Source organism: Pseudomonas sp. BN102 (assembly GCF_029871245.1).
GTDB lineage: Bacteria > Pseudomonadota > Gammaproteobacteria > Pseudomonadales > Pseudomonadaceae > Metapseudomonas.
This window is the reverse complement of sequence record NZ_SSON01000068.1, coordinates 23,700-37,316: the sequence shown is the minus strand read 5'-3', so window position 1 is coordinate 37,316 and position 13,617 is coordinate 23,700. Positions and strand designations below refer to the sequence as shown.

General features: G+C 64.7%; 13 protein-coding genes and 1 tRNA gene. 5 read left to right on the top strand and 9 right to left on the bottom strand.

Annotated features, from left to right (window positions below; translation table 11 throughout):
- Positions 1–252 precede the first annotated feature (252 nt).
- The 5 genes from E8F12_RS15510 to E8F12_RS15490 all read right to left on the bottom strand — a co-directional run bounded on the left by E8F12_RS15510 (position 253) and on the right by E8F12_RS15490 (position 3,008).
- Complete coding sequence (locus E8F12_RS15510) at positions 253–540, bottom strand: hypothetical protein (protein ID WP_280326138.1); 288 nt, start codon at positions 538–540, stop codon at positions 253–255.
- Positions 541–650: 110 nt separating this feature from the next.
- Positions 651–724, bottom strand: a tRNA-Gly gene (locus tag E8F12_RS15505).
- 97 nt (positions 725–821) lie between these two features.
- Positions 822–1,706: an alpha/beta hydrolase gene (locus tag E8F12_RS15500; protein ID WP_280326137.1), complete on the bottom strand. Its 885-nt coding sequence runs from the start codon at positions 1,704–1,706 to the stop codon at positions 822–824.
- Positions 1,707–2,103: 397 nt separating this feature from the next.
- Entirely contained in the window at positions 2,104–2,796 is a 693-nt protein-coding gene (locus tag E8F12_RS15495) for a pseudouridine synthase (protein WP_280326136.1), read from the bottom strand.
- Positions 2,796–3,008 carry a cysteine-rich CWC family protein gene (locus E8F12_RS15490; RefSeq protein ID WP_280326135.1) on the bottom strand — a complete coding sequence of 71 codons (213 nt, stop codon included), beginning with the start codon at positions 3,006–3,008 and terminating at the stop codon, positions 2,796–2,798. The genes E8F12_RS15495 and E8F12_RS15490 overlap by 1 nt, the downstream gene beginning before the upstream one ends.
- A gap of 263 nt (positions 3,009–3,271) precedes the next feature.
- On the opposite strand from E8F12_RS15490, the gene pcsA reads away from it, so the two are divergent.
- The 3 genes from pcsA to E8F12_RS15475 all read left to right on the top strand — a co-directional run bounded on the left by pcsA (position 3,272) and on the right by E8F12_RS15475 (position 5,012).
- Entirely contained in the window at positions 3,272–3,994 is a 723-nt protein-coding gene (pcsA, locus tag E8F12_RS15485; RefSeq protein WP_280326134.1) for a phosphatidylcholine synthase, read from the top strand.
- Between the two features lie 150 nt (positions 3,995–4,144).
- Entirely contained in the window at positions 4,145–4,585 is a 441-nt protein-coding gene (locus E8F12_RS15480; RefSeq protein WP_280326133.1) for a carboxymuconolactone decarboxylase family protein, read from the top strand.
- A gap of 7 nt (positions 4,586–4,592) precedes the next feature.
- Positions 4,593–5,012: a cupin domain-containing protein gene (locus E8F12_RS15475; protein ID WP_280326132.1), complete on the top strand. Its 420-nt coding sequence runs from the start codon at positions 4,593–4,595 to the stop codon at positions 5,010–5,012.
- Positions 5,013–5,150: 138 nt separating this feature from the next.
- On the opposite strand, the gene E8F12_RS15470 is transcribed toward E8F12_RS15475, so the two are convergent.
- The 4 genes from E8F12_RS15470 to E8F12_RS15455 form a co-directional block, all read right to left on the bottom strand.
- Positions 5,151–6,413: an OprD family porin gene (locus tag E8F12_RS15470; protein WP_280326131.1), complete on the bottom strand. Its 1,263-nt coding sequence runs from the start codon at positions 6,411–6,413 to the stop codon at positions 5,151–5,153.
- A gap of 149 nt (positions 6,414–6,562) precedes the next feature.
- Positions 6,563–8,221, bottom strand: coding sequence for a cation acetate symporter (locus E8F12_RS15465; RefSeq protein ID WP_280326130.1), 1,659 nt, complete (start codon positions 8,219–8,221; stop codon positions 6,563–6,565).
- Positions 8,218–8,547: a DUF485 domain-containing protein gene (locus E8F12_RS15460; protein WP_280326129.1), complete on the bottom strand. Its 330-nt coding sequence runs from the start codon at positions 8,545–8,547 to the stop codon at positions 8,218–8,220. The genes E8F12_RS15465 and E8F12_RS15460 overlap by 4 nt, the downstream gene beginning before the upstream one ends.
- 118 nt (positions 8,548–8,665) lie before the next feature.
- Complete coding sequence (locus E8F12_RS15455; protein ID WP_280326128.1) at positions 8,666–10,288, bottom strand: acyl-CoA synthetase; 1,623 nt, start codon at positions 10,286–10,288, stop codon at positions 8,666–8,668.
- 206 nt (positions 10,289–10,494) lie between these two features.
- Here E8F12_RS15455 and E8F12_RS15450 point away from each other — a divergent pair, with 206 nt between their 5' ends.
- Together E8F12_RS15450 and E8F12_RS15445 are read left to right on the top strand one after the other, a co-directional pair.
- A complete protein-coding gene (locus E8F12_RS15450) occupies positions 10,495–12,747 on the top strand; it encodes a PAS domain S-box protein (RefSeq protein ID WP_280326127.1) in 2,253 nt (750 codons plus the stop codon).
- A 24-nt stretch (positions 12,748–12,771) separates the two neighbouring features.
- Positions 12,772–13,404 (top strand): response regulator transcription factor, encoded by a 633-nt coding sequence (locus E8F12_RS15445; RefSeq protein WP_280326126.1) that lies wholly within the window; start codon positions 12,772–12,774, stop codon positions 13,402–13,404.
- Positions 13,405–13,617 lie beyond the last annotated feature (213 nt).

Genomic DNA, 13,617 nt, shown 5'->3' with positions numbered 1-13,617 from the left:
TTCTCCTGTCTTGTTATATGGCGCAGCGGAGTACGTCACTTCCGGCAAGGGGAGTGAACGGCTGCGGACCAGTGTAGGAGTGACGCCACGCGTGGGCAGTGGCGTGGAGTGCCAGCTTTGTATCCTTCGGAGTCAGCGGGCAGCCGAACGCGAGGTTCGGGTTCGGCCTTCTACCGTCGGCCGTGCCGCGTTCAGGCGCTTGAACTGCAGATTGCCAAGGTGCTGCGACAACCTGCTTCGATCATGCGCAGATCAGGATTCGCTAGGGCACTGGAGCATTTCAATCTTGGACTTGACGATCCGTGGCTCAAAAGTGACGTCGACCAGGTAGAGCGATCTGTCGACGTTCCTTTCAGCGATGAAACCTTCGCAGCTGTAGTCGCAACTCGCATCGGCAGAGAAGCAAATGCCCTTGGCCGACATCTTGTAATGGTCGTCCTGCCGGTTGAGGCAGTCCTGATTCCCATTGATGGGGCAGCTTATCGGCTCGATCTCGCCAGAGGCGATGATCTTTGAATCCGCGAGGCCTTCCAGTGGCAAGGAGGGGATCGGGGAAGCCCCTGGTGCAGTACGGTGTCTGCGGCGGGTGGTACGGATGGTGTCCCAGAAACGAAAAAACCCCATAAGTCAGGGGCTTAGTCAGGGGATTTTGGAGCGGGCGAAGGGAATCGAACCCTCGTCATGAGCTTGGGAAGCTCAGGTAATGCCATTATACGACGCCCGCGAAGGGTGCCATTTTTACCAGAAGCGAGCCGCAAGGTGAAGCCCGGGGCAGTCACAAGTTACTGAAAATACTTGCATCTGCCCGGGCGGCCACGCGCTCAAACCGCTACAGCCTGGTAGTCGGCGGCCTGCTGCGGACGGGCCAGGCCCTTGCCCACCGGCGCCTTGAGGAAGCTCAGCAGGGCCTGCTGGGTCTGCAGCCAGGCGGCCTTGGTTTCCACATCCACGAAGTGGCCGGCGTTGTCGATGACCGCGAACTGGCAGTCGCGAGCGTGCTTGGCGAAATGGCGGGCATCCTCGGCGGAGGTGTACTCGTCGCGCTCGCCGTTGACGAACAGCAGCGGGATGTCGACGTTGGCCAGGCAGTCCACGTAGCAGCGCGAATCCATGTTCAGCACTTGGCGGACGTGGTAGTGCATCTGCAGGTACTCGTGATCGTCCAGGTTGCTGCAGTGCTTGTGGTTGAAGCGCTGGTACAGCGACGGCAGGTACTTGCCGATGGTGTTGTTCACCAGGTGGCCGACGTTGTCGCGGTCGATGGCCGACAGGTAGTCCAGGCCGCGGCTGAGGTAGTCCATCATCGGTTCGTTGAGGATGGGCGAGAAGGAGGTGATGACGGCCTTCTTGATCCGCGCCGGGCACTGGGCCAAGGCGAGCAGGGCGGAGACGCTGCCCCAGGAGAAGGACATCAGGTAGTCGACCCGGAAATGCTCGATCAGGTGGAGGAGGATGTCGGCCTCGGTCTCCTTGCCGATGAATCGGGTGTTGTCGTTATGCGCCTTGGACTGGCCGGCATAGGGCTCATCGAACAGCACCACGTTGAAGTGCGGTTGCAGGTATTTCACTGTCTGCGCGAACGAGGCGGTCGTCGACAAGGAGCCATTGACCAGGATGATGGTCCGTTTGGCTTCAGGGTTGCCGTAAAACTCCGTGTAAACCTTGTACTGGCTGTGAATCTCGACGATGGCGGTTTCCGGCCTCATGTCGTTTCCTCCTGGCGCAGATGGGTCATGCGAGCCCTCTCAACGGCTTGGCTCGCGCTAAGTCTTGGCAGTAGGAAAACGCCTTTCGATGACAATCCAATGTCAGGCGAGAAATTTTAAAATTCTTTATTTTTCAAGCGGATAGGTCGAGAAAAGACGGCGGGTTCCAGCGCTTTTGGGGCGCCGGACGGAGTCTTCAAACCAGGCAGGGAACCTACGAGTGCAAAGCACAGGGAACCGCAGGGAACGCTTAGAAGGTTGGTGTGACTCTTTGGTCACACTCAGACCTTGTGTCCGATTTAAGCAGGGCCTCCTTACCGCTGCAAGCTCATTGAAAGGAAAAATTCTTGCAGTTCGTCGGGTTATTCGATTCCGATGTGACTCGACTATGAGCTAGCTAAAAGTAGGCCACTTCTTCCGCAGTGAGCGACCGGTAGTCGCCTGGCGTCATCTGCGGGTCCAGTTTGAGCGGCCCGACGCTCTCGCGGTGCAGGCCCACGACCCGGTTGCGGAAGTGCCCGAACATGCGCTTGACCTGGTGATAGCGGCCTTCGTGCAGGGTCAGCCGGGCCTTGCGGGTGTCGAGGATGTCCAGCTGGGCGGGGAGGGTGGTCAGGTCTTCGTAGGCGAAATAGAGCCCTTGGGCGAAGGTTTCGGCGTACTCGGCACCGATGGGCTGTTCGGTTTCCACCAGATAGACCTTGGGCTGCTTGCGCTCGGGCTGGGTCAGCCGGCGCGACCAGAGCCCGTCGTTGGTGATCAGCAACAGGCCGGTGGTGGTGAGGTCCAGGCGCCCGCCCAGGTGCAGCTCGTGCTTGTCCGGCTCGTCCAGCAGGTCGAGCACCGTGGGGTGTTCCGGGTGCTCGGTGGCGCTGACGTGGCCGGAAGGTTTGTAGAGCATGAAGTAGCGCGCCGGCTTGCCGGCCTGGAGCAGGCGTTCGTCCAGTTCCACCCGGCTGAACTCGCGGACCTCGCAGCGACCATCGGTGATGCGTCGGCCATCCACCCGCACCCGACCGGCGGCCAGCAGCATGCGTGCGTCGAGGCGGCTGAATTCCGGGAAATTGCTCAAAAATCGATCAAGGCGCATCAGCTTGGTGCATCGGGCGGCAGCGCCTGGGCGCATCGGGGGCAGAGACAGGATCGGTCAATTTCCTGGGGCGGGATGCGCGCCAGGGCGGCCGGGTCGATCGGCACCGCAAAGCACCAGCAGTCCTGGCCGGCGCTCGTCGGGTCGGCCTGGATGCACTGGTTGCTCTGGCCGCAGAGTGGGCAGCGGGTGGGATCGGACGGGGCGCTCATGACGGCGGTTCGCGAAAGAAAGGGCGCAAGGGTGCAATGCCCTGTCCGTGCGCGCAAGTCCGCGCCGATAGGCGCGGTTTTTCCGATGTTGAGGGCACCAGCGGCCATTGCCGTCTGGCGCGTATCGCCTAGGCTCGAATATGCAAGGGGAAGATGTCTGAAAACGACATGGCCGGATTCACAAAAGTCTGAAGGCCTGAAGAAGCTGACGCATAATCGCGGTCTATCGATTCTGTCACCCACATTCAGAGCAGAGCTGCCTCGTGTCCACCAACATCAACGTAGTCAATAAAGCCAAGGCCTGGTCCGCTCACGGTGTCACCGCCACCGGCGTCGTGCTGGCACTGATGGCCACCCTCGCCCTGTTCGACAATCAGCCCCGTGACTGCCTGCTCTGGTTGGGCGCGGCACTGCTGGTGGACGGTCTCGACGGCACCTTCGCCAGGAGAGTGCAGACCAGCACCATGCTGCCGAACTTCGACGGCTCCACCCTGGACCTGGTGATCGACTACCTCACCTATGTCTTCATCCCCGCCATCTTCATCTATCGCTATATCGACCTGCCCGAGCACACGGCGCTGGTCACCGTGAGCCTGATCCTGGTGTCGTCGCTGTTCTGCTTCTGCAACCTGAACATGAAGAGCAGCGACAACTACTTCGTCGGCTTCCCCGCGGCCTGGAACGTGGTGGCTCTGTACATCTGGATCATCGAGCCGCTGCCTGTGGTCAGCCTGCTGCTGATCTGTTTCCTCGCCGCCCTTACCCTGACCAGGCTGAAATTCCTCCACCCCTTCCGGGTGCGCAAACTGATGCCGCTGAACATTGTGGTGACCTTCGTCTGGATGATCAGCAGCATGTTCCTCATCCTTCAGCACCCCTTCTACAAATCCCTGGTGCTGGGCATCTGGTGGCTGGCCTCGGCCTACTTCGTCGGCATCTGCCTGTGGCGCAGCCTGCTGGACTGGACCCACAAGCTGAAGGCCTGAAGGCCTGAAGGCCTGTCGTATAACCTGTGGCGTCATTCCCCCGGTCGTTCTGCGGCTGATTGGCCACCCGGTATTCGAGCCAATTGGCCGTAGGCCGCAGACCCCGCCGGTAGTAGCTTGGGACATTCCTTCCCCCACGAGGATGTCTCGATGACCCCGCGCCTGGATTTCTACGCCGCGTCCCCCGATGCCCTCAAGGCGATGCTCGCCCTCGACGCGGCCGTGAGCAAACTGCCGCTGGAAAAGCCGCTGCTGGAGCTGGTCAAGCTGCGAGCGTCGCAGATCAATGGTTGCGCCTTCTGCGTCGACCTGCACAGCTTGGATGCGCGCAAGCGCGGAGAAACCGAGCGCCGCCTGTATGCGGTCGCCGTCTGGCGCGAGAGCAACTTCTTCACGCCCCGCGAGCGCGCGGCGCTGGCCTGGACCGAAGCCCTGACCCGACTCTGCGAAACCCATGCCCCGGACGAAGACTACGCCCAGCTCAGCGCCGAGTTCAGCGAGCGCGAGCGGGTGGACCTGACCCTGGCCATCAACACCATCAACAGTTGGAACCGGCTGGCCGTCGGCTTCCGCAAAGTCCCGAGCGAGTGAGACCACCATGCGCAACCTGAAAACCCTGAGCGCCCTGGCCGCCGGCCTGGCGTTGCTGACCGCCCCCCTGGCATTCGCCCACGACAGCGGCGATGGCAAGGAGCAACGCGCCGTGCTGCAGGAACACGAGCTGCTCAACGCGCCGGGCAAGAAGGCGATCATGCTGACCGTGAGCTACGCGCCGGGGCAGCGTTCCCTGCCCCACAGCCATCCGGGCTCGGTGCTCGCCTATGTGGCCGAAGGGGAGGTGATCTCCCAGCTCAAGGGCGAGGAGCCCAAGCTCTACAAGGCCGGCGAGAGCTGGTACGAGCCGGCCGGCAGCGTGCACCTGCAATCGCGCAATGCCAGTGAGAGCAAGCCGGCGAAGCTGGTGGCGTGGATATTGAACGATGCGAAGGACGCGATCTCGGAGCCTTACGAGCAGTGATCGTCAGCCCCTCCTCCAGCGCGTTCGCACTCGTGTAGGAGCGAGCTCGCTCGCGAATGTTTCCGAGCACGATCTATCGCGAGCAAGCTCGCTCCTACACAAGGTTCGCAGCCACGATGCAATACCGCGTCGGCCCCGTCACCAGAGCGGAAGGTTGTAGCTCAGGATCAGGCGGTTCTCGTCGAGATCATTGCCGAAGTTGGTCGAGCGCAGCGTCGCGTTGCGCCACTTCAGCCCGAGGTTCTTCAGCGGGCCGCTTTGCACCACGTAGGCGATGTCGGTGTCGCGTTCCCATTCCTTGCCGTCCGCCTGGCCCGCGCCGAGCTCGATGCCGTCGCCCGAGAGGTAGCGGGTCATGAAGGTCAGCCCGGGAATCCCCACGGTGGCGAAGTTGTAGTCGTAGCGCGCCTGCCAGGAGCGCTCCTCGCGGTTGGCGAAGTCGCTGATCTGCACGAAGTTCACCAGGTAGGCGTCGCTGCCGTTGACGTAGGCGAAGCCGGTGTCGCCGCTCATGCGCTGATAGCCGAGGCCGAAGGCGTGGCCGCCGAGGGCGTAGGTGAACATGGCGCCGAAGGCTTTGTTGTCGACATTGCTGCCGCCTTCGTCGCTGGAGTGGGCGAAGCGCAGGTCGCTCTTCAGGCTCTGGCCGTCGCCGAGCGCCAGCAGGTGGTTCAAGGTCAGCATGTGCTGGCGATAGAAGTCGTCGAGGCGGCCGAAGCCGTAGCCGGTGCTGAGGCTGTCGTTCCACTTGTAGCTGAGGTTGGCGAAGTCGAAGGCGTCGCTGGTGGTCTGGCGAGCGCGGATGTTCTTCACACCGACCGTGGTGATGCTCATGTCCTCGTAGTCGGAAGAGTCGCGCTGGTTGACCTGGCGCAGGCGTCCGGCATCGAAGGTCAGGCCGTCGAGCTCCAGGGAATTGAGCTGGCCGCCCTCGAAGGTCTGCGGCAGCAGGCGCGAATCGTTGGCCAGCAGCACCGGCAGCTTGGGCATCAGGGTACCGAGCTTGAGGGTGCTCTTCGACGCGCGCAGCTTGGCGGTCAGGCCCAGCTCGCCGTATTCGTCCTGGGCGCGCTTGGGCGCCTCGCGGTCACGCTTGAGCAGGCCGGAACCGGCACGGTCCGGGCTGGAGTCGAGCTTGACGCCGAGCAGGCCGATGGCGTCCAGGCCGACGCCGATCTGCCCCTCGGTAAAACCTGACTCATAGCGCAGGAGGAAGCCCTGGGCCCATTCCTCTGCCTTGGACTGAGCGGCGTTGTCCTGACGGAAGTCGCGATTGAAGTAGAAGTTGCGCAGCTCCAGGCTGGCCTTGCCGTCCTTGACGAAGTCCGCCAGGGCGGGAGTGGACAAGCCGAGGGCGCCTCCGGCCAGGAGCAGGCCGGTGGTGAGGGTCGTACGGTACATGGTGGGTCCTCTTGTTCTTGTTGTGAGGGCACAGCGAGAAGAAAAAGGGCGCGGCCCAAAGGAGCCGAGGCCGCGCCACGCTCAACAGTCGTGTTCGTTCAGCCAGCCCGACGCGGGGAGGGCACGGCGGCAAGGCCGTGCCCTATCGGTCAATGGCTGCTGGCGGCCGCCGCCCCAAGGCCGGTCTGGGCACGGACGAACTGGTCGTCGTAGGCGGCGCGTTCGCGCTCCGCGCGGGCGCTGCGGTCGAGGTTGGAAACCACGACTATCACCAGGAAGGCCAGCGGCATGGAGAACAGCGCCGGGTGGTCGTAGGGGACTATGGCCTTGGCATGGCCCAGCACTGTCACCCACACCGCAGGCGAGAGGATCACCAGCACGAGCGCGGAGACCAGGCCGGTGAAGCCGCCCCAGAGGGCGCCGCGGGTGGTCAGGCCCCGCCAGTACATGGCCATGATCAGCACCGGGAAGTTGGCCGAGGCGGCCACGCCGAAGGTCAGGCCAACCAGGAAGGCGATGTTCATCTGCTCGAACAGCAGTCCCAGGCCGATGGCCACCAGGCCCAGGCACACGGTGGCAATGCGGCTGACGCGCATCTCGTCCTTCTCGCTGGCACGACCTTTCTTCAGCACGGTGGCGTAGAGGTCGTGGGAGATGGCCGAGGCGCCCGCCAGGGCGAGACCGGCGACCACCGCGAGGATGGTGGCGAAGGCCACGGCGGAGAGGAAGCCGAGGAACAGGTTGCCGCCCACCGCCTTGGCCAGGTGCATGGCGACCATGTTGCCGCCGCCCACCAGTGCCCCGCCCAGCTTGCCGTCGACGAAGTACTGAGGGTCGGTACCGACTATGACGATGGCGGTGTAGCCGAGCACGCAGACCACCAGGAAGAAGAAGCCGATGAAGCCGGTGGCGAACAGCACCGAGCGACGGGCTTCCCTGGCGTTGGGCACGGTGAAGAAGCGCATCAGGATATGCGGCAGCCCGGCGATGCCGAAGACCAGGCCGAGGGACAGCGACACGGCGTTGATCGGGTCGGCCAGCATGGAGCCGGGGCCCATGATGCCGTGGCCGATGGCGTGGGCCTCGATGGCGCGGCCTGCGAGATTCTCGAAGCTGAAGCCGAACTCGCTCATGGCCATCAACACCAGGCTGGTACCGCCGGCCAGCAGCAGGACGGCCTTGACGATCTGCACCCAGGTGGTGGCGATCATGCCGCCGAAGATCACGTAGACCAGCATCAGCACGCCGACCACCACCACCGCCATCTGGTAGTCCAGGCCGAACAGCAGCTTGATCAACTGGCCGGCGCCGACCATCTGCACGATCAGGTAGCAGCACACCACGGTCAGCGAACCGATGGCGGCGAAACTGCGTACGCGAGTCTGGTCCAGGCGGTAAGAGACGATGTCGGCGAAGGTGTACTTGCCGAGGTTGCGCAGGCGCTCGGCCATCAGGAAGGTGATCACCGGCCAGCCGACGAAGAAGCCGATGATGTAGACGAAGCCGTCATAGCCCTTGGTGAACACTAGGCTGGTGAGGCCCAGCAGGGTGGCCGCCGACATGTAGTCGCCGGCGATCGCCAGGCCGTTCTGGAAGCCGGAGATGCCGCCGCCGGCGGTGTAGAAGTCGGCGGTGGAGCGGGTGCGCCGGGCGGCCCACCAGGTGATCGCCAGCGTGGCGAGGACGAAGACGAAGAACATGCCGATGGCGTTGAGGTTGAGCGGCTGTTTCTCCGCCACGATGGGAGCGGCGAAACTGGTCAGCGGGGACAGGGCGAGGAGGGCGGCTGGGACGAGACGCGCTTTCATGCCTGGGCCTCCTCGAGGATCTGTGCGCTGAGGCGGTCGAAACGGGTGTTGGCGCTGCGCACGTACCAGGCGGTCAGCAGCCAGGAAAGGATGATGATGGCGGCGCCCAGAGGAATGCCTCGGGTGAGGTTGCTGCCCTCGTACAACGGCAGGTGCAGCCAGCCCGGGACGAAGGCCACCAGCATGATGAACAGGTAGTAGACCCCCAGCACCACGGCGCTGAGGGACCAGGCGAGTACGGCTCGCTGGCGTGCCAGGTCCTGGAACTTGGGGTTGGACCGGATACGGTCGCAGCTTTGGGCATTCGGGGTTTGCTGGGTACTCATGACGGGCTCCGCTTGTTTTTGTTGTCGATGCCTGTTGCCTGCCGCCGCAGCTTTTTCGGGCATGCGACGGCCCGTGGCGGCGGCCCTGGAGCCGTCGCCTTGTTCCTGGGGCTTGCTGTTAGAGGTTCTTCGCCCTGTCGCGCAGGACGTACTTCTGGATCTTGCCGGTGGAAGTCTTCGGCAGCTGGGTGAAGATCACGGTCTTCGGCACCTTGAAGCTGGCCAGGTGTTCACGGCAGAAGGCGATGATCTCCGCCTCGCGGGTGTCCTGCTGGTCGGCCTTGAGGGTGATGAAGGCACAGGGCGTTTCACCCCACTTCTCGTCGGGGCGTGCTACCACGGCTGCTTCCAGCACCGCCGGATGGCGGTAGAGCACGCCTTCCAGCTCGATGGTGGAAATGTTCTCGCCGCCGGAAATGATGATGTCCTTCAGTCGGTCGCGGATCTCCACGTAGCCGTCCGGGTGCCAGACGCCCAGGTCGCCGGTATGGAACCAGCCGCCCTCGAAGGCCTCGCTGGTGGCGCTGGGGTTCTTCAGGTAGCCCTTCATCACGGTGTTGCCGCGCAGGAATATCTCGCCGATGGTCTGGCCGTCCATGGGCAGCGGTTCCAGGGTCTTCGGGTCGGCCACCATCACGCCCTCCAGGGTCGGGTAGCGCACGCCCTGTCGTGACTTGATGCGGGCGCGTTCCTCAAGGGGCAGCGCGTCCCATTCCTCGTGCCAGGCGCAGACGGTCACCGGGCCGTAGACCTCGGTCAGGCCGTAGACGTGGGTCACGCGGATACCCATGGCTTCCACCGCGCCTATCACCTTGGCCGGCGGTGCGGCGCCAGCGACCATGGCGTTCACGGGATGGTCGATGGCGGCCTTGGCCGATTCCGGCATGTTCACCAGGGCGTTGAGCACGATGGGCGCGCCGCACAGGTGGGTCACCTGGTGCTCGCGGATCAGGGTGAGGATCTTCTGCGGGTCCACCCGGCGCAGGAACACATGCACGCCGGCCAGGGCGGTCACCGTCCAGGGGTAGCACCAGCCGTTGCAGTGGAACATCGGCAGGGTCCAGAGGTAGACCGGGTGGTTGCCCATGGCCCAGGTCATCTGGTTGCCCAGGGCGTTCAGGTAGGCACCGCGATGGTGGTAGACCACGCCCTTGGGATTGCCGGTGGTGCCGGAGGTGTAGTTCAGGGAAATGGCTTGCCACTCGTCATCCGGCCAGCGCCAGGCGAATTTCGGGTCGCCTTCGGCCAGCAGCGCTTCGTAGTCCAGCTCGCTCACCGGCTGGCCTTCACCGTACTCGGGGTCGTCAACGTCGATCACCAGCGGCGGGTGGTCGAGCATGCCGATGGCGGCGTGGATCACCTCATGGAATTCGCGGTCGGTGATCAGCACCTTGGCTTCGCCGTGCTGCAGCATGAAGGCGATGGCTTCGGCGTCCAGGCGCACGTTCAGGGTGTTGAGCACCGCGCCGATCATTGGCACGCCGAAGTGCGCCTCCAGCATCTGCGGGATGTTCGGCAGCATCACCGCCACCGTGTCGCCCTTGCCGATGCCGCGTCCGGCCAGGGCCGAGGCCAACCGCCGGCAGCGGGCATAGGTCTCGGCCCAATTGCGGCGGATGGAACCGTGGATGACGGCCGGGTAGTGCGGATAGACGGCGGCAGTGCGCTCGATGAAGCTGAGGGGGGAGAGGGCGATATGGTTGACGGCGGCTGGGGCGAGGCCCTGATCGTAGATCGACATGCTGGATACCCGGCGGCTGATTATTAGCTCTTGTTCACCGGCGCCTCTGGGGGCCGGCAGATCTCTGGGGCGATTTATATACCAATACTGAATTGATATGGAAGTACATCTAGAGTCGTATAGTAAAACTACTATATATTTTCGAGCGATATCGTAGGGTGGGCCGGGCGGTATATCCTTGCCCACCCCCAGATGCTGGACCCGCCATGACCCAGACTCCGGTTCGACTCCACACCTGGCTGCGCCTGCAACGCGAGGACGTGCCCCTGGCCGCCCGTGCCGATGCCTTGTGCCGGTCGCTGCGCGGCTGCCCGGAGGTGCGCCAGGCCTATTACCTGAGCTGGCTGCCCGGGGCGCGTATCTACAGCCATGAGGGCAGCGGCCAGCAGTTGCCGCCAGGCATGGGCGACCCGCTGCAGGCCAGCGACGAGGCCCTGGCCGCGCGCCTGGCCGCCGAGGGCCGGCTGAGCCTCGACCAGTTGCGCCAGCTCGACTGCTGGCTGGCCGGCCGCCTGCGCCGCGCCGCCATCAGCCACGGCCAGGCCTTCGACCTGGCGCTGCACGCCGGCCAGCAGGGCCTGCTGCTGGTGGAGGTGCGCGAGGGCGTGAGCCTGGACTGGTTGGGCTGGGTTTATGAATTGCTGACCACCCTGCTCGGCAGCGTCAGCGGTCTGTTGCGTGCATCGCCGCTGCTCGGCCACGACCCGCAGCCGAGCCTGCTGGTGGATGCCGAGGCGCGCCCGCTGGAACTGAACGCCGCGTTGCTGGCGCTGCTCGGCGAGCTGCCCTTGGCCGAGGTGCTGCGCTTCCTGCCGGTAAATCATGGCTCCCTGGTGCGCGCCTGCCTGGCCCAGGAGCGCGCCATCGAAGGGGTGGAGGCCCAGTGCGGCGAACGCATGCTGATCTGGACCTACATCCCTGATCCGCAGGAGTGCCGGGTGCTGGCGCGCTGCCGCGAGGCCACGGAACAGATCCAAACCGAACGCGAGGCGGCGCGGGCGCGGCGGCTGTACCGGCTGATCACCGAGAACACCACCGACCTGATCTCCCGCCATACCCCCAACGGTCGCTTCCTCGATGCCTCGCCCGCGTCCTGGACGCTGCTCGGCTATTGGCCGGAGGAATTGCGCGGCCAGCTCGCCCAGTGTCTGTTCCATCCCCAGGAGGTGGCCCAGCTGGTGCAGCGCGCCCGCGACGCCCTGGAGCAGGACGGCTACCTCACCATGACCTACCGCATCCGCCACCGCGGCGGGCATTACCTCTGGTTCGAGACCGCCAGCCGCGCCATCCGCGAGACCTATACCGGGGCCGTGGTGGAGGTGGTCAGCGTGTCGCGCGACATCACCGCGCGGGTGCAGGCCGAGGAGAACAAGCGTCGCCTCGCCGAGGTGGTGGAAGCCAATACCGACCCGGTGCTCTTCGTCGACCCCGCCGGGCACATCACCTACCTCAATCCGGCGGCGCGCCGTGCCCTTGGCCTGAGGGCGAAGCAGCCGATGCCGGCGCTGGCCGAGGTCATCGCCGCCGACGACCTGGCGCGCCTGCACCGGGAGGGCTGGAGCTGCGCCGAACGCAAGGGCGTGTGGAGCATCGACTCGCGCCTGCTGCCGCCGGGCGGCGGTGCCTCGGTGCCGGTTTCCATGGTGCTGCTGGCCCACAGCACCGCCGGCGGCGAACGCTACTACTCGCTGGTCGCTCGCGACATGACCGAGCGCGAACTGCGCGAGGCCCAGCAACGCAGGCACCAGGATGAGCTGGCCCATACCGCGCGCCTGGTCACCCTGGGCGAGCTGGCTTCCGGCATCGCCCACGAGATCAACCAGCCGCTGGCGGCAGTGGTCAATTACGCCAGCGCCAGCCAGCGCTACCTGCAGTCGCTCGCCAGCAATCCCAAGGCCGCCGAGCGCGTCGCCCAGGGCCTGGAGCGCATCACCGAACACGCCAACCACGCCTCGGAAGTGATCAAGCGATTGCGTGCCTTCCTGCGCAAGGGCCAGCGCAAGATGCAGGCGCTGAACTTGGCCGAAGTCGCCCGCGAAGCGGTGCGCCTCTGCGCCTGGGAAGCCAGCGCCAGCCAAGTGGCGATCGAGGAGCAATTCCCGGACAATCTGCCGCCGGTCTACGCCGACCGCGTGCTGCTGGAGCAGGTGCTGCTCAACCTGTTGCGCAACGCCATCGATGCCAACCGCGAGGCCCATCCCGGCCAGGGTTCGCTGATCCGCCTGGCGGCGCGGGTGGGTGATGGCCACCTGGCCATCGAGGTCCGTGACCAGGGACCGGGCCTTGGCGAAGAAGAACTGGCGCGCATCTTCACCCCTTTCTACACCAGCAAGCCGGATGGCCTGGGCCTGGGGTTGTCGATGAGCCGCAGCATCATCGAAGGTTTCGGCGGCTCCCTCGACGGGATGCCGGGCGAGGAGGGCGGGTTGCTGATGCGGTGCCGCCTGCCGCTGCAATAACAAGAACGTAAACGGAGGGGAACGATGTCCAACGGCGAACAGGTGGTCTATGTGGTGGACGACGACCAGGGCATGCTCGACTCCACCGTCTGGCTGCTGGAGTCGGTGGGCCTCAAGGCGCTGCCCTTCACCAGCGGCCGCGCCTTCCTCGACGCCTGCGACGCCAGCCTCGACGCCTGTGTCCTGCTGGACGTGCGCATGCCCGGCATGGGCGGCCTCAACGTCCAGGAAGAAATGCGCAATCGTGGCGTCGACCTGCCGGTGATCTTCGTCAGCGGCCACGCCGACGTACCCATCGTGGTCCGCGCCTTCAAGGCAGGAGCGCGCGACTTCATCGAAAAGCCCTACAACGAGCAGTTGCTGCTGGACAGCGTGCAGCAGGCCCTCAGCAGTTTCGACCAGCGCCGCACCGCCAACGGCGGACAGGGCCAGTTGCAGGAACGCCTCGACAGTCTCACCCCGCGCGAACGCGACGTGCTGTTGCCGCTGGTGCAGGGCTACACCAACCGCGAAATCGCCGAGCAGCTGGATATCAGCGTGAAGACCATCGACCTCTACCGCGCGCGGGTGATGAAGCGTATGCAGGCCGAGCGCTTGCCCGACCTGGTGGGGATGGCCATCGCGGCGGGGTTGGTGGATCCGTTGAAGCTGCGCTGATTGGCCTGGCCGGCGGGAAACCTGTAGCGAATGGCCGCGAAGCGGCCCGTAGGTTGGGCCGGGCGGCGTTCCGCGAGCGAAGCGAAGCCCAACGAGCCGAAATTCGATGCAAAGGTCCATTGGGCTTCGGTCTCGATCGCCACCTAATGTTTAGTCAGGGCTAACCCAAAGATAGAAAAACCTGGATTTTATTCACCCTTGGCGCCGTGCGAG